The sequence below is a fragment of the Planctobacterium marinum genome, assembly GCF_036322805.1.
GTDB classification, from domain to species: Bacteria; Pseudomonadota; Gammaproteobacteria; order Enterobacterales; family Alteromonadaceae; genus Planctobacterium; species Planctobacterium marinum_A.
Genome location: NZ_AP027272.1, coordinates 3314874 through 3340399, shown reverse-complemented (window position 1 = coordinate 3340399; position 25526 = coordinate 3314874). Strand labels below are relative to the sequence as shown.

Annotated in this window: 24 protein-coding genes; 14 read left to right on the top strand and 10 right to left on the bottom strand. The window is 45.6% G+C overall.

Going from position 1 to position 25526, the window contains the following annotated elements; genetic code table 11:
• Window positions 1–3: 3 nt before the first annotated feature.
• The 9 genes from purF (at window position 4) to AABA75_RS14835 (ending at window position 7607) form a co-directional block, all read left to right on the top strand.
• Complete coding sequence (gene purF / locus AABA75_RS14875; protein ID WP_338293414.1) at window positions 4–1530, top strand: amidophosphoribosyltransferase; 1527 nt, start codon at window positions 4–6, stop codon at window positions 1528–1530.
• A gap of 67 nt (window positions 1531–1597) precedes the next feature.
• Window positions 1598–2320 (top strand): YebC/PmpR family DNA-binding transcriptional regulator, encoded by a 723-nt coding sequence (locus AABA75_RS14870; protein ID WP_338293412.1) that lies wholly within the window; start codon window positions 1598–1600, stop codon window positions 2318–2320.
• 128 nt (window positions 2321–2448) lie between these two features.
• Window positions 2449–2856 (top strand): CBS domain-containing protein, encoded by a 408-nt coding sequence (locus tag AABA75_RS14865; protein WP_338293410.1) that lies wholly within the window; start codon window positions 2449–2451, stop codon window positions 2854–2856.
• A gap of 13 nt (window positions 2857–2869) precedes the next feature.
• Window positions 2870–3730: a hypothetical protein gene (locus AABA75_RS14860; protein WP_338293409.1), complete on the top strand. Its 861-nt coding sequence runs from the start codon at window positions 2870–2872 to the stop codon at window positions 3728–3730.
• A complete protein-coding gene (locus AABA75_RS14855) occupies window positions 3727–4557 on the top strand; it encodes a sulfurtransferase (protein WP_338293408.1) in 831 nt (276 codons plus the stop codon). The genes AABA75_RS14860 and AABA75_RS14855 overlap by 4 nt, the downstream gene beginning before the upstream one ends.
• Before the next feature lie 2 nt (window positions 4558–4559).
• A complete protein-coding gene (locus AABA75_RS14850; protein ID WP_338293407.1) occupies window positions 4560–5240 on the top strand; it encodes a DNA alkylation repair protein in 681 nt (226 codons plus the stop codon).
• Window positions 5241–5252: 12 nt separating this feature from the next.
• Window positions 5253–5723, top strand: a complete 471-nt coding sequence (locus AABA75_RS14845; protein WP_338293405.1) for a copper chaperone PCu(A)C — start codon at window positions 5253–5255, stop codon at window positions 5721–5723.
• Between the two features lie 16 nt (window positions 5724–5739).
• Complete coding sequence (locus tag AABA75_RS14840) at window positions 5740–6888, top strand: alanine racemase (RefSeq protein WP_338293404.1); 1149 nt, start codon at window positions 5740–5742, stop codon at window positions 6886–6888.
• 113 nt (window positions 6889–7001) lie between these two features.
• On the top strand, window positions 7002–7607 hold the full coding sequence (locus AABA75_RS14835; protein ID WP_338293403.1) for a M23 family metallopeptidase: 606 nt from the start codon (window positions 7002–7004) through the stop codon (window positions 7605–7607).
• A 19-nt stretch (window positions 7608–7626) separates the two neighbouring features.
• Here AABA75_RS14835 and AABA75_RS14830 read toward each other — a convergent pair whose 3' ends face one another.
• On the bottom strand, window positions 7627–8982 hold the full coding sequence (locus AABA75_RS14830) for a hypothetical protein (RefSeq protein ID WP_338293402.1): 1356 nt from the start codon (window positions 8980–8982) through the stop codon (window positions 7627–7629).
• A 158-nt stretch (window positions 8983–9140) separates the two neighbouring features.
• Between AABA75_RS14830 and AABA75_RS14825 the strand changes: the two genes are divergently transcribed.
• Window positions 9141–10106 (top strand): MBL fold metallo-hydrolase, encoded by a 966-nt coding sequence (locus AABA75_RS14825; RefSeq protein ID WP_338293401.1) that lies wholly within the window; start codon window positions 9141–9143, stop codon window positions 10104–10106.
• 106 nt (window positions 10107–10212) lie between these two features.
• On the top strand, window positions 10213–10395 hold the full coding sequence (locus AABA75_RS14820; protein ID WP_338293400.1) for a hypothetical protein: 183 nt from the start codon (window positions 10213–10215) through the stop codon (window positions 10393–10395).
• A gap of 56 nt (window positions 10396–10451) precedes the next feature.
• Here the strand turns inward: AABA75_RS14820 and AABA75_RS14815 are convergent, their stop codons facing one another.
• The 9 genes from AABA75_RS14815 to AABA75_RS14775 all read right to left on the bottom strand — a co-directional run bounded on the left by AABA75_RS14815 (window position 10452) and on the right by AABA75_RS14775 (window position 21254).
• Window positions 10452–11684, bottom strand: a complete 1233-nt coding sequence (locus AABA75_RS14815; protein WP_338293399.1) for a hypothetical protein — start codon at window positions 11682–11684, stop codon at window positions 10452–10454.
• Window positions 11685–12322: 638 nt separating this feature from the next.
• The gene (locus AABA75_RS14810) at window positions 12323–12535 is read right to left on the bottom strand and encodes a hypothetical protein (RefSeq protein ID WP_338293397.1); all 213 of its coding nucleotides are present in this window, start codon (window positions 12533–12535) and stop codon (window positions 12323–12325) included.
• A 318-nt stretch (window positions 12536–12853) separates the two neighbouring features.
• A complete protein-coding gene (locus tag AABA75_RS14805; RefSeq protein WP_338293396.1) occupies window positions 12854–13453 on the bottom strand; it encodes a TetR/AcrR family transcriptional regulator in 600 nt (199 codons plus the stop codon).
• A 59-nt stretch (window positions 13454–13512) separates the two neighbouring features.
• Entirely contained in the window at window positions 13513–14829 is a 1317-nt protein-coding gene (locus AABA75_RS14800; protein WP_338293394.1) for a sensor histidine kinase, read from the bottom strand.
• 11 nt (window positions 14830–14840) lie between these two features.
• Window positions 14841–16250 (bottom strand): sigma-54-dependent transcriptional regulator, encoded by a 1410-nt coding sequence (locus AABA75_RS14795; protein ID WP_338293393.1) that lies wholly within the window; start codon window positions 16248–16250, stop codon window positions 14841–14843.
• An 82-nt stretch (window positions 16251–16332) separates the two neighbouring features.
• Window positions 16333–18768, bottom strand: coding sequence for an ABC transporter permease (locus AABA75_RS14790; protein WP_338293392.1), 2436 nt, complete (start codon window positions 18766–18768; stop codon window positions 16333–16335).
• 8 nt (window positions 18769–18776) lie between these two features.
• Window positions 18777–19490, bottom strand: a complete 714-nt coding sequence (locus tag AABA75_RS14785; protein ID WP_338293390.1) for an ABC transporter ATP-binding protein — start codon at window positions 19488–19490, stop codon at window positions 18777–18779.
• Window positions 19491–19513: 23 nt separating this feature from the next.
• Entirely contained in the window at window positions 19514–20770 is a 1257-nt protein-coding gene (locus tag AABA75_RS14780) for an efflux RND transporter periplasmic adaptor subunit (RefSeq protein ID WP_338293389.1), read from the bottom strand.
• Between the two features lie 208 nt (window positions 20771–20978).
• The gene (locus AABA75_RS14775) at window positions 20979–21254 is read right to left on the bottom strand and encodes a hypothetical protein (protein WP_338293387.1); all 276 of its coding nucleotides are present in this window, start codon (window positions 21252–21254) and stop codon (window positions 20979–20981) included.
• Window positions 21255–21382: 128 nt separating this feature from the next.
• Between AABA75_RS14775 and AABA75_RS14770 the strand changes: the two genes are divergently transcribed.
• The 3 genes from AABA75_RS14770 to AABA75_RS14760 all read left to right on the top strand — a co-directional run bounded on the left by AABA75_RS14770 (window position 21383) and on the right by AABA75_RS14760 (window position 25452).
• Window positions 21383–22282: a histone deacetylase family protein gene (locus AABA75_RS14770; RefSeq protein ID WP_338293385.1), complete on the top strand. Its 900-nt coding sequence runs from the start codon at window positions 21383–21385 to the stop codon at window positions 22280–22282.
• A 116-nt stretch (window positions 22283–22398) separates the two neighbouring features.
• Window positions 22399–23292 carry a WYL domain-containing protein gene (locus AABA75_RS14765; RefSeq protein WP_338293384.1) on the top strand — a complete coding sequence of 298 codons (894 nt, stop codon included), beginning with the start codon at window positions 22399–22401 and terminating at the stop codon, window positions 23290–23292.
• 405 nt (window positions 23293–23697) lie between these two features.
• On the top strand, window positions 23698–25452 hold the full coding sequence (locus AABA75_RS14760) for a monovalent cation:proton antiporter-2 (CPA2) family protein (protein ID WP_338293383.1): 1755 nt from the start codon (window positions 23698–23700) through the stop codon (window positions 25450–25452).
• Window positions 25453–25526: the final 74 nt, after the last annotated feature.

The window sequence follows — 25526 nt, the reverse complement described above, 5'->3', positions numbered from 1 at the left end:
AATATGTGCGGAATAGCCGGCATTGTTAGTAATAGTCCTGTTGCTCAGGAATTGTTTGATGCGTTAACTGTATTACAACATCGTGGTCAGGATGCGGCGGGAATGATTACTGTTGATGACAGTATGTTTCACCTGCGCAAAGCTAATGGATTAGTCAGAGACGTGTTCCGCAACAGGCACATGCAACGTTTAACTGGAAACCTGGGAATTGCGCATGTGCGTTATCCAACAGCCGGTTCCTCCAGTTCTGCGGAGGCGCAACCTTTTTATGTTAATTCGCCTTATGGAATTGCGCTTGCACACAATGGCAATCTTACCAATGCCATTGAGCTACAAAAAGAGGTCCTGCAACTGGCAAAACGCCATATCAATACGACATCCGATTCGGAGTTGTTACTCAATATTCTCGCTCATGAATTGCAACAAGCTGAAGGTTTGGTGCTTCAGCCTGAGGATATATTTAAAGCGGTTAGCAGTGTGCATAGTAAAGTGAAAGGCGCTTACGCCGTTGTTGCTGCAATTATTGGTAACGGCATGCTGGCTTTTAGAGACCCTCACGGTATTCGTCCTTTGGTGTTAGGTAAGCGCACCACTGAAAAGGGGGATGAGTACATGGTGGCATCGGAGAGTGTTGCGCTGGACTCAGTGGAATTCCAGTTTATTCGCGATGTTGCACCTGGTGAAGCGATTTATATCACTGAAGACGGTCAGTTGTTCACGCAACAATGTGCTGAAAATCCAGTACATGTACCGTGCATTTTTGAGTTTGTTTATTTTGCCCGTCCGGACTCCTTTATCGATGGCATCTCAGTCTACGCTTCGCGTGTCAATATGGGGAAAAAACTGGGACAGAAAATCGCGCAGCAATGGGCTGATTTTGACATTGACGTGGTTATTCCTATCCCTGAAACGTCCATTGATATCGCGCTGCAAATTGCTCAGGAACTGGACTTACCCTATCGTCAGGGGTATGTAAAGAACCGCTATATTGGCCGTACCTTTATTATGCCCGGCCAAAATCAGCGCAGGAAGTCGGTGCGTCGGAAACTCAACGCCATCAAATCTGAATTCAAAGATAAAAACGTATTGTTAGTGGATGACTCTATCGTACGTGGTACCACTTCAGAACAAATTATCGAAATGGCCCGTGAAGCGGGCGCTAAAAAGGTCTATTTTGCCTCTGCTGCGCCCGAGATACGTTTCCCCAATGTCTATGGTATTGATATGCCATCGGCTACAGAGTTAATTGCTTATGGTAGGGAAGTGGATGACATCTGCGAATCTATCAAGGCAGACGGCCTAATCTATCAAGACATTGAAGACTTGCGTCAAGCGGTAAGTGCAGAAAATACGGCAATTAATAGTTTTGAGATGTCGGTATTTAATGGTGATTATATTACCGGTGATGTCACCCAGCAGTATCTGGAAAGCCTTGACCAGGCCAGAAATGACGGCGCAAAAGGGCAAAATTCAGAAGATGAATTAACTAATCTGGACGTGCATAATATGTCCAATGAGAGTCATGGGTAGCAAATCACCGAGCTGTGGTTGCCACTACCTTAAGAAAACAAATAAATGAAAATAGACAGAGTTTAACATGGGAAGAAGTTTCGAAGTTCGTAAAGTCGCCATGGCCAAAACGGCGGCAGCAAAAACTAAGGTGTATTCTAAATACGGCAAAGAGATCTACGTTTGCGCCAAGAATGGCGGCCCAGATCCTGCGGCTAATCTGTCTTTAAAGCAGCTGATCGATAAAGCTAAAAAAGATCAGGTTCCCAGCCATGTTATCGAAAAAGCGATAGATAAAGCCGTGGGCGGAGCTGGTGAAGATTTCGTCCCTGCCCGTTATGAGGGCTTTGGTCCTGGTAACTGCATGGTGATTGTGGACTGTCTGACGGACAACAACAATCGTACTATCACCGACGTGCGTAACTGTTTCACTAAAACCAATTCGAAAATTGGTGCTCCCGGCGCGGTTGCTCACATGTTTGATCATTACGGCGTTTTTGTGTTCGCTGGCGATGATGAGGATGTCGTATTGGAATACCTGATGGAAGCCGATGTGGACGTGGCCGACGTAGAAAGTGATGAGGGTAAAATTACCGTATTCGTCCCGCATACCGAATACGCAAAAACTCGCAACGCCTTGACTGAATACCAGTCTGACATTGACTTTGAAGTGGAAGAGATAAGCTTCGTGCCGCAAACCAGTATTGACGTGGAAGGCGATGATGTCCCGATGTTTGAAAAGTTCATGGATATGCTAAACGATTGTGATGACGTGCAAAATGTGTATCACAACGCCGTTGTCAAAAACTAAATTATGAGGGGCGCAAACTAGCGCCTCTCATTCTTTTGTCTACTTCAAATTCTCATTGACTTTCCTCACTACAACCGCTTGAATCTAATAAAAAACCTAATCTGGTTATTATGAAAGTTAAAGATATTATGAGCACACAACCTGTGTGTATCTCCATGGATGAGACCATGTGGGCGGTAAAGCGTGTATTCGACAAAAATAGCTTCCATCATGTGTTAGTACTTGACCAAGGAGAGTTGCGTGGTGTGATATCTGATCGGGACTATTTAAAAACTGTCAGCCCACACGTCAAAAGTGGCGCTATAACCTCTCGTGATTTGGAAACCATGAATAAAAAGGTGCACCAGATTATGTCTCGCAATGTAGTGGCAATCCAGGCTAGTGAGTCCGTCATGCGTTCAGTTATGTTGTTCAATCAAAATAAAATTTCCTGTTTACCGGTTTTGGATAAAAACAAAGTGGTGGGTATCTTAAGTTGGCGTGATGTGATGCGATTCCTCGAAGAGCGAGTACTGAACAAACAGAAAACTGACTAAGGGATAGATGGTTGTGTTGAAGGTATCAGCATTTATTTGTCTGTGGGTTAGTTCTGTGGTTCACTCGGCCTGTCTGTCACCACAAAAAGTTAGTGAATTAGTCGCCGGCTATCCCACCCATCCGGTGTCCGGACTTTCGGTAATTAATACATTATCTGACGCCTATTGCAGTCAAAACCGTTATCTTGAATTACTCAAAAAGCAACTTGGCGATGTCAAAGGTTATAAAGTGGGCTTTACCAGCAAGGCGGGTCAACAACGGTTTAAGATAGCTTCACCTGCCACCGGTGCTTTGCTAGAAAGGATGTTTATACCGAATAATAGCAAGGTGCCACTAGATTATGGTTTTCGCACCCTGATTGAACCGGATTTTATGGTGATTATTGCCGATAATGGCATTATGCAAGCCAATAGTGCCAGAGATACATTGCAGTATGTGGCCAGTATTCACCCTTTTATTGAGTTAGTTGCTATGCAGTTAGCGCCTGAAGAGCCTGTCACGGGTAATCGTTTAGTGGCTATCAATATAGCTGCAACTAAAGCTTTGATGGGGGAGGCTATTGAAGTACAAGACAATGATGAGTTTTATCAACAAATCCCTTTTATCGAAGCCGTGTTTAGCAATGACAAAGGTGAAGTGATCCAAAAGACAGATGCTCAGGCGCTAATGGGTCATCCGCTGGAAGTATTATTTTGGCTGATAAAAGATTTTCAGCAGCGTGGGTTGACTCTGAAAGCAGGTGACAAGGTGAGTTTAGGGGCTACCGGAAAGTTATACCCTATTTCAGCTGAGCCGATGACATACCATTACCACTTTTCGGGATTATCTCAGGAGCCCGCTTTGGCCTCCGTATCTATGGTGAAAGCACAATGACGGTATTGATGTCTGTAGCAGAGCTTAAATCTGCTTTAAATAACCCCAAGTTAGTTTTGCTTGATGCCAGTATGGTAGCCCCCTTACCCGGGGTTAGCAACGACATGCAACAGGGGGCCATTCCAGGCGCATTGCGCTTTGATCTTGAACAGGTGTTTGTAGATGCCCAAAACTCATTGCCCCATACCATGCCCGACGCTCAATTGTTTCAAAAAGAAGCAAGAAAGCTAGGTATCAATCGCGATTCTGAAATCGTTATCTATGACAATATGGGATTATACTCATCACCGCGTGCATGGTGGATGTTCAGAGCAATGGGGCACCTAAAGGTGAAGTTATTGAATGGCGGGCTACCAGCCTGGAAGGCCACGGGTGAGGCCATTTCAGAACTTTCCACAGCGGAAAAAGAGGGGGATTTTGTCGCTTTGCCTCACTCTCAGTGCTTTATAAGCGCGCCTGAAATTGTATCTGTTTTACATTCGCAGCAGTTCAGGATTTTGGATGCCCGTTCAGCCCCTCGATTTAATGGTGAAGAGGACGAGCCTCGTAAAGGTGTGCGCAGCGGTCACATGCCTGGTGCCAGTTGCCTGCATTTTCGCAGCCTGGTGGAATCCGGTAAACTCAAGCCGACAGAGGCGCTTAAAGCCGCTTTTAGTGATCTCGGCGTAACCACGCAACACACCTTGGTGATGACTTGTGGCTCAGGCATTACTGCCTGCATTCTCGCTTTGGCCGCTCACGAGTCTGGGTTCGCAAATATTCGTGTCTATGATGGTTCCTGGTCGGAGTGGGGCGCTGATAAATCATTACCTCTGGAAACCCTTTAATAATGCAATTGACGGAACGCTTGGTTCAGCAGTTGCAAGCCCATGCTGACTCTGCAAGAGCCGTCAAAATGCAGGCGTACATGAAAACCCAACAAGCCTTTTTTGGTGTTCCGGCGCCGCTGAGAAAACAGCTGTTTAAACAAGCCATAAAAGAGTTTCCTGTCAGAGATGCTGATGAATATCGAGAAGCGATTTTGGCTTTGTGGCACGGCAGTCATCGAGAAATGCAATATCAGGCGCTGGAAGTGGCAGAGCATGGCAAGAACTTTCGCACCAGTGAACAGATGCCCTTGTATGAATCCTTATTAGACACAGCTGAAAATTGGGATACGGTAGATTGGATCGCGACATCAATGGTGGGACTATTGATAAAATCCCAGCTTGAATTGCGTAGCTGGTTAATAAAATGGCGAGTGGCCGACAACCTTTGGCTCCGTCGAGCTTCGCTCATTGCTCACCTGAAACACAAGCAACAAACCGATGTTAACCTGTTGGCAGAAACCATCTTGATGTTGGCATCAGAACGAGAGTTTTTTATCCGCAAAGCGATTGGTTGGGTACTGCGAGAGTACGGCAAAACCAACCCCATTTGGGTGAGGGATTTTGTTCAAGCTCATCAATCTGAATTGTCGGGCTTGAGTCAGCGCGAAGCATTAAAACATATTAATAAATCGAATAACTAAAAGGGGAAGGAAATGAAAAAAGTAACGCTGTGGTGTCTGTTGAGCATGATGTTGAGTGGCTTTGCTCAGGCACAATCTTTGGTGGTGGAAAAAGCTTGGGCAACGCCGACATTTGCCATGGCTAAAATGGGCGCAGCTTATGGCGTTATTGCCAATAGTACAGAGCAGACTATTTCTATTACGGGCTTGCAAATTTCCCCGGAGATTGCAGCTAGCGCGGAATTACACGAAACCTATATGAAGGGCGATATGGCCTCGATGCGCCAGCTTGAGTTCCCATACGAGCTCGCAGGTGGTGAAAAGCTGGAACTGGCTCCCAGAGCTAAGCATATCATGCTGATGGGGCTGCAAAAGCCACTGCAGGAAGGCATGACATTTGATGTGGTATTTACAACGAAGGATGCAGAAAACCTGGTGATGACAGTCACAGTAACCGCCGCCGATAAGCACGAAAGACAACCTATCCACAAGCATCACCACTAGCCGAACGTGAGGTAATATGACGACACTCTCACAATTGCTAACGCCGTGTTTATTATTGGATGAACAAGTGATGCAGCGTAACATTGGCGCAATGTTACACAAAGCTGAAAAACACAATGTTCGTCTGAGGCCACACGCTAAAACAGCCAAGTGCGCGGAAATTATGTCGCGTTTTTATGGTGTAGAGACAGCGCTTACAGTGTCAACGTTGAGAGAGGCGGAATACTTCGCAGAGCAGGGGTTTAAGGACCTGATGTACGCAGTTTGTATTTCGCCAGATAAGTTTGCCCGTGTGGCTCAATTGCGAATGCAGGGGGTTGCCTTAATTGTGATCCTTGACTCCGTTGCAGTAGCCGATGCGCTGGTAAGATGGAGTAAACATAACAAGACTGACTTTGCCGTGGCGATTGAGATTGATTGTGATGGTCATCGCGCGGGGTTAACTCCTGACTCAGACTCTTTACCTATTGTTGCACAGATGTTGGAAGACGCGCCTGAACTGAAATTTTGGGGGTTAATGACCCACGGTGGTGGCGCCTATGATTGTGCCTCTTGGCAGCAAGTCCGGCAACACGCGAGTCAGGAACGGCAAGCGTTACTAATGGCTAAATCGAGGCTTGAGCAACATGACATCCGTTGCGACAACTTATCCTTGGGCTCGACACCCACTGTTGTGGCCGCAGAGCATTTCGCAGGTGTGGACGAGATCCGTCCCGGTGTGTTTGTGTTTTTCGACTTGTTCCAAGCCCAACTGGGTGCTTGCACTCAAGCAGATATTGCTCTCTCGGTATTGGCTACAGTGATTTCACACAAACCTGAAAGCAATCGTATTTTTCTGGATGCGGGTGGATTGGCCTTATCCAAGGATCGCAGTACTCAAGGGCAAGCAAAGGATTATGGCTATGGCAAATTGCTTAATCTTGATGGTGGAGAGTTCAAGGAGGTTATTTGCGTTAGCCAGGTTAACCAAGAGCACGGAGTGGTGCAGTTGCCCGATACCTTCAGCCTCGATGAGTTTCCTATTGGCAGTCGCGTACGCATATTGCCTAATCACGCCTGTATGACAGCCGCCGCCTATCCCGGTTATCACTTAATAGCTAATGAGAGTTCAGACTGGAACGAGCAAACCCATATACAGTGGTTAGCTCGTTGCAATGGTTGGTGAAAGAATAACTGGTGAAAAAACGGTTGGAGCCACAGATATAAATTTTCTCAGTGGCATTTAAACCTTTCATGAATCTTGACGACTTATGACGTGGTATAAGGAGTATCATTTTTATGAAGAAACAGTTATTGAGTCTGCTACTTGCGGGCGGTTTAAGTGCTTGTGGCTACGCTACCCCCGAAGTTAATTGCGAAGTATTTGCCGAGCAGGGAAAATCCCTCTATCAGTTGCCTTATCAAAAAGGCGAAACCTTCGAGGTGTATGCTGCAACCAGTCATTATCGCAAAGCGAATCAGGGTGTAGGTTTGTATGCTATTGATTTTCCAATGCCAATTGGAACCAAAATAGTTGCTTCACGCGCCGGTGAAGTGGTGGCCTTGCGGGAGGAGTTTAAAGACAATAATGGCGTCGACCTGCAAGAGAATTTTGTTTTTATCCTACATGATGACGGTACGGTTGCCCGTTATTTTCATTTGACTTACAACGGGGTATTAGTTTCATTGGGCGAAATGGTTGAGGCAGGGCAGATTATCGCCTTAAGTGGTAATACTGGACAAAGCGGTGGGCCGCATTTACATTTTGATGTACAGCAATGTGGGCCAAATCTGCCACCGGGTTACAATAAACTGCCTTGTGGTCAAACAGTGCCTGTGGTATTTAACAACACCCAAGCACATGAGTGTGGCGTGCAGGAAGGGCACCGCTACACCGCCCGCTGAGTTTTGTCAGACGAATCGCTTATTCGTCTGCCCACTGCGGCACGCAAGCGGCAACCGAAAATTTGTAGCCCAGTTCCTGAGTTTTGTCTTTTTCTACCACAAAAATGGTGTTTTCATCGATGGTGAGAACTCGTTGATTCGCTTCTTTTCGGCACGCTGAGTAGCGATAGGCTTCAAACTGGTAGATAAAGCTAGCGATGAGCTTATCCAGGGTTCTGGAGCGTTCTTTTGCTTCTTCATCCTCTTTTTCTGTCTCTGCGTCAGCATTTTCTGCTGTGCTGTTTGCTGAGGTAGTACCGGCAGAGGAGTTTGTGTCGCTGTCACTGCTGGTATCGCCATCCCTGTCACCGAAATTAATAGAGAATACTTTCGCATCTTCTGTTGTTTTGTCCTCTGTTTGTGCCCGGCGTATTAGCTCTCCTAATTGACCTGATTGTACTGACTCTGATAAGTCAGCCAGGTCCTGCTCCGACATATTGCGCAGCATGCCTATCTCAATGGTGGATAGCCCGGACTCATTGATTAGCGCTTGTTGTTCTTCGGTTAACGGGACTTGCTCTTGGTTGCGCACGGCACTGGCAATATTCAACAACTCTTCTTGAGACAAGGTGGCCAGGTTTTCTGTGGGGTTGAAATCATCAAACACATTAATTTGTTCTGCGTAGGGCTCTAAGAATTTAAATAATACGACCATCAGGAAAGGAATGAAAAATATACGCATCCACATGGTTAGTACAGCAAAAGATTTGTCTTCCCAATGGGTTTTAAGCTTGATGCGGAAAATACGTAGAATAAAGCTTAGCGATGACCAAAGGCTCAGTAATACAATGGCTGAACCGAGGAAAAATACAGATGCCAGTAAAAGCCAAAAGGGCAGCATAAGCATGGTGGTGAAACCCATAGTAAACACGAATGTTTGAGGTTCAATACCGGATATGCTGTTGATCTTTAATGCTGATACAGCCAGGGCGATGTTCGCGGTTGAGGCATACAGTACGAACAAGACACCCTTGCCCAAGGTGTGTTCCCATATCCTCATAAAGGTTTGCCACAACTCTCTGAGCAGTCCAACACCAGCAATAACACCCACCACTAGCCAATAATCTTCATCGTCCTGAGGTTCGCTCAAAAAATTCAGTAGCATGATGGCAGCAAGAAAATAACACCATTGGGAAAATGATAGGTCTTTGAATTTGCCGTTGAACCAGTCAGATAGGCGCTTGAAACGCAATCGTAAGGGCTGGGTAAGCTCGTTTAACTTGAGCTTAATTTTACTGAAAGATGTGAAACTCTTGTCTTTAAGAGGTAGCCGTAAAGGCTCGTCGTCCTGGGGGGGGTGGGTGCTATCCGGCACGCTATTTTGTGGGTTTTCCATGGTGAATGTTCTCTCTGATTCGGCCTTTAGCTCAATCCAGGCTACCTTTTTACTATATCTATTATTGTTATTAGACCTTTTGCCAATAGCAATTGTGGTATTCTGCCATCACTATTGCAAATAGCAAAACCGTATTAAATCAGTAATCTGGGGGAATTATGCCGGCAGTGAAGTTTTGGGGAACTCGTGGTTCCATTCCTGTGGCACCCAATGCGCGCGATATTAGATCAAGATTGGAGCAGGTGTTAATAAAAGCGGTGGATGCGGGCGTTGCGACTTACGACGATATCACGCCATTTTTGGATAGTTTGCCATTCCCAGATGTATCCAGTTTCGGTGGCAATACCAGTTGTGTTGAGATTGATGATGGCGCCGGAGACTATCTGCTGTGCGATATGGGCTCAGGTCTGAGAGAATTCGGTGGTTATTACCTCAAAAACGAGGCGCTGCAACGCAGCAAAACATTCCATATATTTATGTCTCATTTGCACTGGGACCACATCATGGGTTTTCCCTTTTTTACACCAGCATATCTGCCGGGACACACAATAAAGATTTATGGCTGTCATAGTGTCTTGGAGCAAGCCATAAAGGCGCAACACGGCTCACCTGGATTTCCTGTTAATTTTGACAACTTAGCGGCCAATATCGAGTTTCACGTGTTTAATCCGGGGCAAACAGTACAGGTTAACGGTTATGAAGTTGAGGCGCTTTTGCAACTTCATGAAGGCGATTCTTACGGTTATCGCTTCAATAAAGCGGGAAAGAGCATTGTCTATTCTACCGATTCGGAACACAAAGTTGAGGATCAGAAAGAGCTTGATCGTTTTGTGCAGTTTATTAAAGACGCGGATTTAGTGGTTTTTGACGCCATGTACAGTTTATTGGAATCAGTCACCTTGAAAGAAGATTGGGGACATTCCAGTAACTTAATGGGAGTGGAGCTTTGTTTGAGGGCAAAGGCGAAAAAACTGTGCTTGTTTCATCACGATCCTATTCACAATGATGATGAGATTTTTCAGAACCTGGAAGAGGCTCAAAGCTTTTTATCCCTGATAACCCCGGAAAATCAGCAATCGCTTGATATTGTCGCGGCTTGGGATGGCCTGGAGATCACCCTGTAGCCACGAGGGTGGAAATTTTTATGTTGATTGGTTAAAATATAAACTAAATACATCTTCAACGCTCATCTAAACGCAGCGTTTAAGTAACCAGATAGAGGGGCAAGTTATGCAAGTCGGTGCACCATCAGGTATCGCGGAAGGTTTGGCGACAATTCAAGGGGCGTCGGCTAATCAGACAGAGCAGGTAACCCGCCAAACGCAACAGCAACAAGAAACCACCTTACAGGAAAATCGTGAAACTCCACCTGCTACAGGAAATATCGGACAAAATATTAATACCACCGCTTAATGCTTGGTGTATCTGAGCTTAGTGATATCTTGTTTTCAGCTTGTTAAGCTCTGCTATCATGCCGAGCTTTTCAGTTTGCCCATTAGCGCTTTTTGGTCTTTGTCTAGCTTTTGGCTCTGTATCCCTTCAAGTACCTGGATAGATTTGAAACTCCAATAATTTTTCAATCCTAACTCGTGCATAATGCCCAACATCTTCAGTTTTTCACTGTCATCAGAGCCAAATAATTGATGGCTTTTATAGTATTTTCTGAGTGCCCGATAGACACGCCCTGATTTAGTATGCAAATCCGCTAATAACAGGTAGCGCTGCTTTTGTTTTTCTCTGTCCAGAGTGCGAGCCATGACCTCAGAATGGGTTATCTCAAAGCTAATCAATTCTGGACTGATTTCCAGTCTTGCGGCATTGCGTTCCAACATTTTGTGTACTTCGATGGCCTGATTATCCAAACCGTACTTGTGTGCCACAAACAGCAGTATATTGAGTTGCTTGACGTCCAGTTGGTGGCGTAGATCGTAAAGCTTTTCGAAATTCGACAGCAATTGCTTGCCCTGTAAGGCGGCAAGACCTAAGAGAATAAAAGGTTTGTAAATATTGTACTTAAATGAGCCTTTAGCCCAGGTGTTATTGCGAATGATGTCTATCATTCGTTCATGTATTTTGGCGGCGGAAAGACCGTCTGTATTGCCGCTCAGCAATGCCATGGAGTAACAAAGTAGACGGATCAATGAGATACTGTTTTTAAGATCGAAGCCGTCGCACTTGATTGCTTCTTTTTCATCTAAATAGTTGATGGCCTTGGTGAGTCCCTGAACTTTTTGCAGGAGCAGTGCGTGGCTTTCTATCTCATTGGGATGAAGGGTGTTTTCCTCTAACTTTTCAAAGTGGCGTAAAGCCAACTCTGGCTCTTCGTTAAACAAGTTGTATAGAGTTTGATAATAGATACAGCCTTTGCGCAAAATCTCAGAGCCGTTTGCGTTATCCAAAGTATGCAAAAATTGTCGTTTGTCTCCGACACTAAAACTGATAAACAGTTGTTCTCTGACGCGATCGGAACTCAAAGCAATTTTTTCCGAAATACTCCAGGCCAGGTCAGGTCTGCGACCTTGTAGCAATAGTTTTATTTTTAACTCTAATAGCTCGTCTTTGTGTGTCTGATCAAATTTACCCGGATCAATATTCTTAATATTTTTAATTAAAACACTCGGTGATATTTGATTCAGGTTCTTCAATATATTTTGGAAAATATCCAAGGATTCAATAGTGGCATTGATGGAGTTTTCAATCATTTTATAGTTCAGAGGAAATTCTAATACCTCAGTGCGCAAATGACGAAAAATTGGATTGGCGCAAATTGTTTGAGCGTTATCAGTTAGAATTACAAACTTACACCATTTGGGTATCAAATTGGAGCGTGTTAAATACCGCACTAAATTAACACCCGTGAGGCTATATCCTAGGTCCTCTCGAATAAAAATGAGGTCGTATTTGAAAGATTGTTCGCGACCAACTAAATCCCTCCCATCCCTCATTAAATCGACGTCAGGTTGATTTAGATTAGCAAGCATTGTCTTTAGCTCGCTGCGCGCAGCCATGTTTTGATTGACTATCAGAATTTTTAGTTTTTTGCTCACCTTGCTATTCACGAACACCCCCAAAAAATCCGTTTGATATATAGTTTATCGTGCGTGATGTTTCTAAATTTAGCTTCAGGAACAATGCGGTGCTGTATGCCTTTACTGAAAAGTATGTACGACATTTCCTACATATCAAACAATCTTAAAGTTTAATTGTAATTGAATGTAATTTGAGGAATTTGTCCCACATAAATACATCTCAAGGGTGATTTAATTGCCAATTTATTTTGTTTGATTATTGAACAGGAAAATTGAATTGATACTTTGTTATCGGTAAATACCGGCCAGTATTAGTTGTTTTCGTCCAGTAGCTCTTCAAGTTCGTTGATCAGAATTAACAGTTTTTCCTGAACCGCTCCGATTTCCATTTCTTGCTGATGCCTGGCTTCTGCGACCTTTTCATGATTGCTATCCGATACACCGGACATGTAGGACTGTGCCCCTCGAAAATTTGAGTTGCGACTGATGTGAGTGACCTTTTCAGGCTTTTTTTGTGCGCTCATATTTGTATTCCTCAACTCGCGTTGAAAATATCTTTGAGAAAGAACAGGGAGGCTTATTATTTTTATTCTTCCGAAGCTGACCCCGACTTCGTGCCTCCCACAATCCGATGAACGAATTATGGCAATCTACAAGGAAGTATTGTGCCAACATTTATATGTTATAAAAAGTTATTATAAATCAGTCGGATAGGGATTTTCACAGAAGAAGGGAGGCGAGTTAAGTCGCTGGCAATGGATGATTTTAGTGCGTCTTGCACGATTTAGGTGCTTCTGGCCTGTAATAGCTGCAGACACAGTCCGATATTTTAACCGGTGATTTCAGCTCGGATTCCGCCACTGAGCTATGGTTTCCTTGATGATTGCTACCATGGCACGAGACGCCGTTGGGTCTTGCTCAATTCTGATAGTGGCGATTGCTCCCCATAGGCAGCCACACAGATACTTCGCTCGTTTGTCGATAATATCGTTGTCAGCATAGATGACTTGTTGCTCTCGGGCATTTTCTAATGCTTTGTGGAAGGCTTGCTCTACCTGAGTTTTGAAACGTAACAGTCTGTCTTTTATAGCTGGACTCGATTTGTTGATATCCAACAATGCGTTGACCATCAGACAACCGCAATGATTTGGACTGTCGCACTCACTTTTGCTGCTGATTTTGTCAAATAGCATTTCAATGCCATCCAGTCCGGCGTTGGGGACATCCTTTTGAAAAAGCTGTTTACCTTGCTCGTGATACATATCTAATGCGGCAAGGAACATACCCTCTTTATCGCCAAATGCATTGTAGATACTGATACGCTTGAGTCCTGTGGCATTCTCCAGGTCACACATAGAGGTTGCTTCATAGCCATGCTGCCAAAATGCATTCATCGCGGCATTAATGACTTGTTGTTCGCAAAAGCTGCGCGGTCTGGCCAAGGCAGGACTCCTGAAATTCATAACAAAAAGAAACTGTAACCGTGATAATAACTGAAAAATTACAAAGAGAGAAACGCAGGCAGGCTGAGCCTGGCTTCACAGCCGCCTTCGGGGTGATTTTGCAGTTTGAGCTGGCCGTGATGGGCTTCGATAATCTGACGACTCAAAGCAAGGCCAATACCTGAGCCGTCAGCTTTGGTGCTGTAGAAAGGCACAAACAGGTTTTCAGGGTTATTGATGCCATTACCATGGTCACGAATGATGATATTCGCTATATCGCTGTTTATGGCAGCTTTGATTTCAATGGCTGTTTCGACATTGGCAATGCATTGCGCTTCAATGGCATTTTTTACCAGGTTTATCAGTAGCTGTTGCAACAATATGGCATCCGCTTGCACAGGGCTTTCTAACTGACATTGGATTGAAAACTCCTGCTCCGGAAATAACAGCGTTACTTTGCGCAGTTGTTCCGCTATGGACAATGCCTGTAATTTGGGTTTTGGGGTATGAGTTAAACGCTTATAAGCGGCAATGAATGTCGAAAGACTGCGAGCTCGTTCGGAGACAATTTCGGTGGACTCTTTTAAAGATGGATTGTCCTGAACCACTTGTTCTTGCAGCATTAGTTCACTGAGTGATTGAATGGGAACCAGGGAATTATTAATTTCATGACTCAATACTCTTATCAGATTTTTCCAGGCTTTGAGTTCTTCGGCCCGTAATAACGCTTCCACATGATTGATGAAAAGCAGTGTATGACGATGATTTTGTTCCATGAAATGATCGCTGAAAACATGAAACTTACCTTGTTTGCCAGCAAAGTCATGTTCTAACACACCACCTCTCGCCGTCAGGAATGAGCCCGGCACAATGGCCTTAACTTCGCTGTTTAAAAGTTCGCTTTCGGGCTGTTTACACAGAGCACAGGCTGCTGGATTTACCAGCGAGATAAGACCTTGCTCATTCCAGGCAAATACCGCTACATCAATATGGGAGATTATTTTACTCAATAAAAGCTGGCTTTCTTTGACCTCGTGGCGCTGCACTGTCAGCGTATCGGAAAGTCTATTGATTTGCCGAGTCAGCTCCGCCAACGCGCCGGTTTTTCTTGCCTGTTTTCCGCGCAGGCTATAATCGCCTTCAGAAACGGCCTCCAGCAGGTTGGCGAGGGTATAAAATTGCGTAGTAACTTGATGTTTGATCCAGCAACTGCTCATTAACACCAGACTGAGCATTATGATGACAACCAGACTCATAAGATAAATGGAGGTCTGTGCCTGCCACATGGCAATCGTTGCCACAATTGTTATTAACAGGCCAATTCCTGCAACCAGGCTAAATAGTTTCTGTTCGAAATTGAAATGCGGAGTCTTCAAGATAGTTGGTTTTAATCCTTGTATTTGTCCAGTCTGCGATAAAAGGCGCTGCGACTCAATCCCAATGAACGGGCAGCCTCGGTAGCATTGCCTGAGAAGGCGGCTAAGCGCTGCTGTAACGTTTGCTGCTCAATTTCCGCCATCGTCGCCATTTCCGTATCCTGTTTTTGATTTAGCTGCTCAGATTCGATAACCGAAAGCGGTGTGTCTGGCAAGGTTAAGTCATTGTTTTGCAAAGTTTCTGATTCTGCAAAAATAACCGCGCGTTCTATCACATGAGACAATTCCCTGACATTTCCCGGCCAGTGGTATTCTTGCAATGAGAGCTGCGCCTTATGATCCACTTGCACAACCGCTTTTTTGTACCTGGCTGCAAATTTCAAAACAAAATGTTGAGCAAGGGGTATTATGTCTTCACTGCGGTTGCGCAATGGTGGTACTTGCAATTGTACGGTGTTGAGTCGGTAAAACAAATCGCTGCGAAATAGCTCCTGTTGAATGAGATCTTCAACGACTGCGTTAGTGGCACTTATGACGCGTACATCACTTTTTTGCGTCAGGGTACTGCCCACTTTTTCAAATTGTTGCGACTCCAGAACTCGCAGTAGTTTCGCTTGTTGTGACAGCGGTAGATTGGCAATTTCATCTAAAAATAAGGTACCCCGATTGGCCAGTTCAAAGCGACCTATGTGTTCTGCTTTGGCGTCGGTAAAGGCGCCTTTTTTATGGCCAAACATCTCGCTTTCGAATAACGCCTCGGTGATGGCACCCATATTGACTTCAACGAAGCGTTGCTTATTGCGATTGGAGTGCTCATGAACCCAATGGGCAAACATGCTTTTTCCGGTGCCATTTTCGCCAGTCAGCAGAAGATTCGAATCGGTTCTGGCCACCTGCTCCAGCTTCTTAACAAATTGCTGCATGGTTTTCGAATGAATGACCATTCCTTCGCTGTCGTAACCGGATAACTCCGCTCTGAGTATTTTGTTCTCTTGTTGCAGCGAGCGGGTTTGATGGTGACTCTGGGCGAGTTTTAGTTGCGTGTTAATGATGGATAACAGACGGGTGTTTTCCCACGGCTTCTGAATGAAATCATTCGCCCCTTTTTGCATACTAGATACAGCGAGCTCAACACTGGCCCACCCAGTCATGATCACTACAGGTGTTTCCGTGTCCCTTTCCCTGATGGATTCCAGTAGGGCGATGCCATCTTTGCCCGAAGTGGTATCAGATTGAAAGTTCATATCCATCAAGATCAAGGCGATATCCTGATGCTGCAGTTGATGCAGTAACTCTCCCGGGCTTGTTGAACTGAGCACCTTAAATCCTTGTTTTTCTAATACCAGTCGCAGGGTGGTGACAACCACGGGATCATCGTCGCACACTGAAATGGTAGCGCCAGCCAGGTTTAAATTTTCCATGTATTCCGCAAGTTAGTTGATAGTAGAGATGACCGCCCTGAAACAGTTTTCAGAGCGGCAAGTGTTGTAAAAACACTATATTTTATTCATAGCGCAAAGCAGCGCTGGGCTCAAATTTAACTGCTTTTCTGGCAGGAAACCAAGCGGAAATCAGCACGATCACACCAATAAGCAGTGGCATGGCCCCGTACATCACATCAATCCAGATGGAGTTGGTGGCGAACTGGCTAACCATTTGATTACCAATGAGCCAAGCCAGCGGTGAACCAATTAGCGCACCGATCAATAATTGCATAGTTGCTTTTCTCATCACTAACCTGACTACTGACTCATCAGTGGCCCCCAGGGCGCGACGTACTCCAAACTCATGAGTTTTTTGTTCAATGGCATTTGACATTACGCCATAGATGCCACTTGCTGCTAGCGCTACAGCCGCCAACGCCATCAACTTGAAGATGTCCGCTAAAAACAACATGCCAGCGGTGTTTTGCTTGATTTCGGCAGCGTAAGTCGACTCGCGATATACCGCCATTTGTTGATCTTGACTGAACAAGGCTCTTTGCACTACCGGACCCAGGTCGCTGGCACTAAGCGTACCCGATGGTGTGGCAATGACCGCCATATAGCGCTGGGTGTCTTGCAATGCGGAGGTTAACACCGCCGGGCGTTCTTTAAAGCCTGCATAAGGTTGTCCAAAGATCATATGCGGAACCACGCCAATAATGGTGTACCAGGTTTTCGCATCGTCAGAGGCAAAGCGATAGCGTTTGTCCAGGGCATTCTCAATACTGCCATAATGTTGCATGGCGAAGGTATCTGTTACCACGGCAACTCGTTGCGCCCTGTCGTTGTCAGAGGCGTCAAACAATCTACCTGCAAGGGGAGCAACGTGCAGTTGCTCCAACATACCTGGCATCATACTGGTAGCATTAGCTCGGGGGTATTCACTAACCTTGGCGGCGTCCATACCCTCGATAAAAATCCCGGTAAATCCGGTGTATCTGCCCGGTACGTTGCCCGCCAGTGAGGCATCAGCAATTTCCGGTTGGGCCAACATGTCTTCAATAAAATTGCGGTAAAACTGCAATATATCGCCATCTTCGGGATAAGCCATCTCAGCTAATTCGATGCGGGCATAGTACTTGTTTTGGTAGTCAACGCCATAATCAGCCTTGGTTACGATGTTAGCACCTACTGCCATGATGGCAGCAATGGTAAGTAAGCAGCAAGACAAGGCTATCTCCATGGTGACCAAAATACTGCTGGCTTTACCGGCTTTTTTGCCTTGTGCGCCACGCGTACCGTCTTTCAGCCAGCTGTTAAAATCACCATTACTGATCTTAAGTGCTGGTACTAAACCAGAGAGTATGGCTGTGGCCAGAACGATGAGTAGCGACATCAACAAAATATGGCTGTCGATTTCGAAGGTCCAATAAAAGGGCAACGGACCATTGTAAACACCGGCCATGATGCCTTGACTGATCTCCAGTCCCCAGGCTGCCAGCAATACGGAAAAGACACCACTAATCAAACATACAAGCAAGCTCTCCCACATCATTTGCGAGATTAACCGCCAGCGCGGTGCGCCCAAGGCAACTCTAACAGCGGTTTCTTTGGCGCGCTCGTTAGCGCGAACCAGGAGTAAATTACCCACATTGGTGCAGGCCAAAACCAGAATAAATCCGACTGCGGTAAGCAATACTGAGATGATGATCATGGCACCGTTACCCATAGTGGCAATTCTGTAGGTTTTCGCCATTGCGCCACGTCCTGAATTCGTTTCCGGGAAGTCCTGCGCCAGACGTTGAGAGATATTGTCTAGCTGGGCGTTAATCTGAGAGATGGGGGTGTCTTCATCAGGAATAATAAATACTTCCAAGGCCGGGCCTTCACCGCGTTTTACATCAGACATTTGCAGTTGCATTGGCGTCCAGATATCAGCCGCATCCGGGAATTTATAACCAGCAGGCATCACGCCAATCACTTGATGGGCATGACCATCGATGTCGATTTTGCTGTCTAATACATTGCTTTTAGCACCATAGAAGTTTTGCCACAGGTCGTAACTAATAACCGCTACCGGATTAGCACCCGGAATGGTGTCCTGGTCATTCAGGACCCGTCCAGTCATCGCGGGCACGCTGGTAAAATCAAACACGTTAGCTTCAGTAACAATGGAACGGTAGCGAACTGCGCGTCCTGTACCGCTGACATTGACATTGTTGTAATAATAAGCGCCACTCATTTCGAGACCTTGTAGCTGCTCTTTCATCACCAGGTAATCAGCAACGTAGACACTACCGCCATTGTATTCCGTACCGTTTTGCACGGTATTGATAACATACATTCTGTCCCCTTTTTCAAAGGGCAAGTCTTTGAGCATGACGCCATGGATAAAGGAGTAGTTGTACATGCAAATACTCAATCCAATGGTCATCACTAAAATGGTGAGTGCGGAAAACCCCGGGTTTTTTAACATCAATCGAGCAGCATACTTTAAGTCGTGTAATAAATTCATGGTGATACCTATGCAGCAGTGGGTTGTTTGGAGTGCGTGATTTTGTCATCGACAACTTTGCCGTCGTACATCTCAATACGACGTTGTGCTTGCTCGGCGGAACGAGGGTCGTGAGTAACGATGCAAATGGTGGCCCCCTGTTGATGCAGGTTGTCCAACAGGTTCATCACGATTTCCGCATTTTTGGAGTCGAGGTTACCGGTGGGTTCGTCCGCCAGAATAATGCTGGGGCTACCCGCAATTGCACGGGCGATCGCTACTCGTTGTTGCTGGCCACCAGACAGTTGTGCAGGGAAGTGCTTCGCTCTGTGACTCATATCTACTTTTTCCAGTGCTTCCTGAACCATTTTCTTGCGGGTGCTGGTGTCTAAGTCGTCGCGATAGGTTAATGGCAACTCCACGTTTTCAGCCACGGACAAATCCGAAATCAAATTGAAGGATTGAAAAATAAAACCGATTTCACGATTGCGAATTTTGGCTCTTTGATTCTTAGTGAGTTTAACCACTTGTTGCTCGTTCAGCGTGTATTGGCCGTCGGTGGCCGTGTCCAATAATCCTAAAATCGACAATAAAGTGGATTTACCGCACCCGGATGGTCCTGAAATAGAAACATATTCACCCTGATTGATACGCAGTGACAAGTCACTGATGGCATGAGTTTCTATTTCGTCGGTAAAGAAGACTTTTTTGATATTGCTGAGTGTAATAAGTGGATGATTCATAATATTAATTCCTTTGGCTGCTGCTATTGAATACGGATTTGGTTTAAATGTTGATACTGGCTGCTATCAGACAAAATGATTTGATCGCCGGGCTGTAATCCGGATAGCACCTGAATGTGTTCACTGGAGCCGATACCGAATTGTACTGTGATTTTTTCTGCGCTGCGCTGGTCAGGGCTCAACTTAAAAATGGCGCTACTGCCGCTGTTTTGTGCAAGGTAGGGTCTGCCCACATGTAGTGTTTGTGCTAGCTTCGCGGTATAAATAGTGCCGTCTACGGAAAGGTCAGGTCTGGCTTCTTCTGGCAAGGCGTCGGTGAAGGCCACATCCACCTGGACTGTACCGTCAAGTACCGCCGGATCTACCCGGATCACGGTGCCGTTTATTTGTGACTGTCGGGTATCAATAGTCACAAGCTGACCAGGCCTGACGTCGCGAATACGTCTCTCGGCAATTAATAACTCCGCAATTAACGCATCCTGATCGGCAATCTTTGCCATATTGTTGCCCAACAGTACTTGTTGGCCGGGCTCTAATGGCAAAGCCTGCAATACGCCATCATCTGGCGCTTTAACCGTGAGTGATTGAACCTGCTCTTCGGCGCGAGTCATAATTTTATGCAAGCGATTCAGGCGTGCAGCGGCAGCTGCCAGTTGCGCAGTTTTATTTTCTTTTAGCTGCTCCAGGCGTTGTTGTTCTATTTTCCAGCGATTGAGAAATTGTCGCGTTGCCAGCTGTGAGCGTTGGTAATCGATTTTCGAAACGGTGGCATTGCCTTCATCCAACAAGCTCTTTTCCGCCTCGAGCTTAATGCGGGCACTTTCGTAATCCATTTCCGCCGCCAGTACTTGAGCTTCCTGGTCCAATACGCGTGAAGCCAGGTCAACCTCAAGCGCGCGGTTCTGAGCCGCCTCGGCCTCTAACTCCCATTTCAGCTCTTCAACATCTTGTACCAGCTCTGGATTGCTGAGTCGCAGGATCACATCACCTGCTTTGAGCTCTGCGCCGGGCTTGCGATAGATAGCATCAACGCGACCGGAAACATTGGCAGCTACCCAACGGACATGTTGCGGAACCAGTAGCCCCGTACCTTTCACTGAAATACTCAGTTCGCCTTGCTCAACACTGCCAATACTCAAATTCGCAAGTCGCGCAGAATAGCTGTGCTCGGAAGACATTGACCACGCGATATAAGAAACAAATCCCACCAAAGTGATTGCTACGGCAGGTAATAGTCGTCTCTTCAATGAAGCAGTTGGTTTGCTGCGAATTTTGTCCACGTTTAACTCTCTTTAGTTGCTGCCATGTTGGCTTACTAGAGAGTTAATTACAGGTTTTATGCCAAACCTTTAAGGTTATGATATTTATAAGAAAAATATGATTTTCAAGAGTGGGGCACTGATGTAGTTCCCATTTTCGGGACAGCAAAATCGCGACACAGTCCCGGAAATGGGATCCTGACTATGAATCTGGAAGTACTTTGCGGTTTCAGGATTTGGAGTCGGTTTGCTTTTTGAGTTTTTTAAAGTCATTCAGCAACTGCTGAATTTCTTGCTTATTGCCCACATAAAAGTCTTCTTCAGCTTGTCCTATTTGCTCACTCAGCCGGGTAACATCCTGCTCAAAAGACTTTTCCAGTTGACGCAATTTATCACACAGTGTCTTCCATTCGTCTTTGGATTCCATTTCCAACAAGTGTAATTGCAGTTTTAGTTCATCTTTAATGCGCACTATCTCGCTAAAAACGGATCCGATTTTACTCATCTTTACGGCTGTGTTATCAAATACTCCATATCAGAAGTAAAGCATTATTTGAGTGGAAGGTTAATGGTAAGTAATAAAATGTCATTAAATATTCATGTATGTAAGCGCTAGTGAGTTTGCTGCAGCCTATGAGTCAACTGGTTTTTCATCCAATATATAGCCAACTAAATCTCCCTGTTAAGCACCGCTTTCCCATTGAAAAATATCAAGGGATTTACGATGAGTTGCGCCGATGTGGGGTACCAGCGCAACAGTTTGTAGAGCCTCAACCTGTGGCCATTGAGGCATTAAAGCAAGTGTATGAACCCAGCTATGTAGATAGTATTACCTCTGGAGAGTTAGATGCCAAAGCCATGCGGCGTATTGGTTTTCCCTGGTCGCAACAGTTGCTGCAAAGAACGCTTACGGCGGTTGGTGGTACGCTATTGTGTGCTGATTTAGCCTTGCAAAAGGGCGTTGCTTTGAACTTAACCGGCGGTTATCACCATGCGTTTGCTAATTTTGGTTCCGGGTTTTGCATCTTCAATGATTTGTATCTGGCGGCTTTGCAGATGTTACAGCAGCCCGGCATCGATAAGGTGTTAATTTTCGACTGTGATGTCCATCAAGGGGATGGCACGGCAAAGCTCGCGCAAAATCAAGCCAATGTCTTTACCGTATCTTTGCACGCTGAGAAGAACTTTCCCTATCGAAAACAGCACTCTGATATGGATTTTCCTTTACCTAAAGGTATGTCTGATGACGCCTATCTGGAAGTGGTGGACGAAGCTTTACACCTGGCTTTTTCACAATTTAAACCCGATGCGGTGATTTACGACGCTGGAGTCGACATTCATCAGGATGACGATTTGGGGCATCTCGATATCTCCACCCATGGTGTATTTAAGCGGGACAGACTGGTAAAGGGTTATTGTGAGCAAGCCGGTGTGCCCGTCGCCGCTGTGATTGGTGGTGGATATCAGCGGGATATTAAAGCCTTGGTGCAGGTACATTTACAGTTGTTCAGAGCGTTTGGCGTAGTGCAATAGAAAGTTTGTGCAAAAATCACTCAAACAGGAAATAATATATTGATCAAATCAAAATGATGACATCAATATGATTGCATGTTAGTGTTGTTTCAAATCTTGCTTTTGAGGGTATTGGGATGACAAACGACATTAACAATCTTGAGTTACTAAATCACGGTGCACGAGAGCGATTGGCTTTCATCGATTTTAGTTTGCAATACTTTGGGCATATCTCGCGTGCCGAACTGACTGAGCGCTTCAAAACCGGACTGGCTGCCAGTACCCGAGATTTTGCCACCTATAAAGATCTGGCTCCCGGCAATTTAACCTTGAATCACACCGATAAGCGCTATTATCGCTGCGCTGATTTTGTACCGGTGTTTCAGCAGGATCCGGAGGCTATTTTGCACCAGCTTTGTCAGGGCTTTGGTAACGGTATTTCAACCTTGGTGGAATCCAGCGAAGTATGCCTGGACGCGGTGCGCTTAATTCATCCAAATCCTGATATTATTGCCGGTTTGATGCGTGCCATTACCAATCAACAAGCTATTAAGTGCGGTTATGTCTCGGTTTCTTCAGGCGAAACAGAACGGGAGTTAGTACCTCATGCAATGGTGAATAATGGTCATCGTTGGCATGTTCGCGCCTTTGATCGCCATCATCAAGAGTTTCGCGATTTTGTCTGCACGCGTTTTACCACCATTACAGAACTGGAAGAAGTGAGTGCGCCTTACGAGCAAAGCAGTGAAGATAAACAGTGGAATACCATGGTGGATTTGCATTTGATTCCGCATCCTGAAATCGGTCAGACGCAAGCGGTAGAAATGGACTATAACATGGTGAATGGCGAGCTGAACCTGAAGGTAAGAGCGGCACTGGCAAGTTACGTGCTAAGACAATGGCAAGTGGATTGCTCCGCAGATCACCGAATAAAAGGGCAGGGCTGTCAACTGGCTTTGGCTAACCCTGAAACGCTGATTGATGTGGAAAATATGCGATTGGCGCCCGGATTTGGCATTGGAATGTCGTGAAATTTCGATGACTCCTATAGAAATTTATCATTGGAGCGTGTTGATCTTTGCTGTACGATTTTGCAGCAGCCTGTGTGCAATTTAGACAAGGCGAATGCTTGAAGGTCTACTGTTTCTCGATAACTGCTCCTGCGTTATTCTAATCACCTACATCCATGTAGGGATAAATCAAAAGCATTCAACACGGTATAAATTGCACACAGGCGCTGCCCGGAGGGTTCGTCATATAAGCGCTTTACTCTTTGTCACAGCCCTTTGACTTAGCACCACTAGGCCTGTAGGACTGTTCCGCGATTAAATCGCTTATATATAGAACAAATTTCGAACAGCAAAGGTCAACACGCTCTAGGCATTGGCGGTGGCCATTTGCTAACTTGGCGATAATTTAAGAATAGTGAAAATAGCATGGCAACATTAACAACAGGTTTGGTATTTTTGGGAGCGGCAGTAATCGCCGTACCGATATTTAAACGGCTCAAATTGGGGGCGATTTTAGGTTATCTGGTAGCGGGATTGATCATCGGCCCTTCAGTACTCAATCTGGTTTCCGATCCTGATACCATTCTCCATTTCGCCGAGCTGGGCGTGGTTTTGCTGCTCTTTGTTATCGGGCTTGAACTGGAGCCACAAAAGCTCTGGCGTATGCGCAATCAGATAATGTTTACCGGTGGAGGGCAACTGGCCATCACAGCCTTTCTGATATTTGCTGCTATGCTACTGTTTGGATTTTCCTTTAACGTGGCCCTGGTAGTTGGGCTCGCTGTGGCCTTATCATCTACTGCCTTCGCTATTCAACTCATGAGCGAGCACCGCATCCTCAAAACCCCACCGGGACAGCAAGGCTTTTCCGTTCTGTTGATGCAGGATCTTGCGGTTATTCCGATCCTGTTGCTGGTAGCTGCATTGTCTGATTCGGGTTCAGCTACCGCGCCTCCTTGGTGGATGAGTGTGCTGGCCATCGCTATTGTGCTGGTGGCGGGACGTTATCTGATCAACCCTTTCTTGGGACTACTGGCACGCTATGGTAGTGAGGAAGTCATGACGGCCGCCGCGCTATTGATAGTGATGGCAACTGCAGTGGGTATGCAAGCCTCCGGGCTTTCCATGGGAATGGGGGCGTTTGTGGCAGGTATGCTATTGGCCAACTCCAGCTTTAAACATCAGCTTGAGACAGAAATAGAGCCATTCAAAGGCTTGCTCTTGGGTTTGTTCTTCATTGCCATTGGTATGAACCTGGACTTGAGTTTACTGGTGTCCCAGCCTCTTACAATCGTCGGTTGTGCTGTAGCATTGGTGGTACTTAAAACGGCAGTGATATTTACCATTTTAAAACTTGCGAAGCAGTCTGGTACCGATTCCATGCGCATTGCATTGATGCTTTCTCAGGGCGGTGAGTTTGCCTTCGTTGTTATGGCGCAAGCTTCAGCGAGTGCGCTGTTACCGCAAATGGTAGCGGACCAGGTGACGCTTGTGGTCGGTATATCAATGGCCATGACGGCACCATTAGTGATCTTACACAGTATGTGGTTTAACAGTAAAAATTGTCCCAACGTATATGAATCCGATGTCCAGGACGATCATCCGCAAGTATTGATTGCCGGCTTTGGTCGGTTTGGGCAGATCACCGGGCGTATATTGGGCGCCCACAATATTCCTTTTACAGCGCTGGACACTGATGCAGAACACATTGAGTTTGTTAAGAAATTCGGCAATAAGGTGTATTTTGGCGACGCATCGCGTCTGGATATTTTAAAGCGTGCCGGTATCGAACAGGTTCGCGTGCTGTTGATTGCGGTGGATAACGAAGAGAAAGCCCTTGAGATTGCCCGGCTCGTGAGAGAGCAGTATCCCCATATCAGTATTGTGGCGCGTTTGCGCAATCGTATGAATGTGGCGGACTTTGATGAGCTCGGTGTGACACATATTGTACGGGAAGTGTTTGACAGTAGCTTAGATGCAGCGACTCGCGTTTTGCAGGAATACGGTTTCAGCACCGCACAAGCGAATTATTTTGTGCAGGTGTTTAAACATCACGATGAGGAAATATTGCTGCGCAGTATTCAAAATCCCGTTTCTGCTCAAGATGCGGTTGAACGCAGTAAACAAAACCGAAAAGATCTGGAGTCATTATTTAAGCAAGATAAAGCAGATATTTTATGATAATTCAATTAAGTTATTGTTTATAATAAGTAATTCACTCTGAATTTAAAACTGATCATATTTCTGTAACAAGG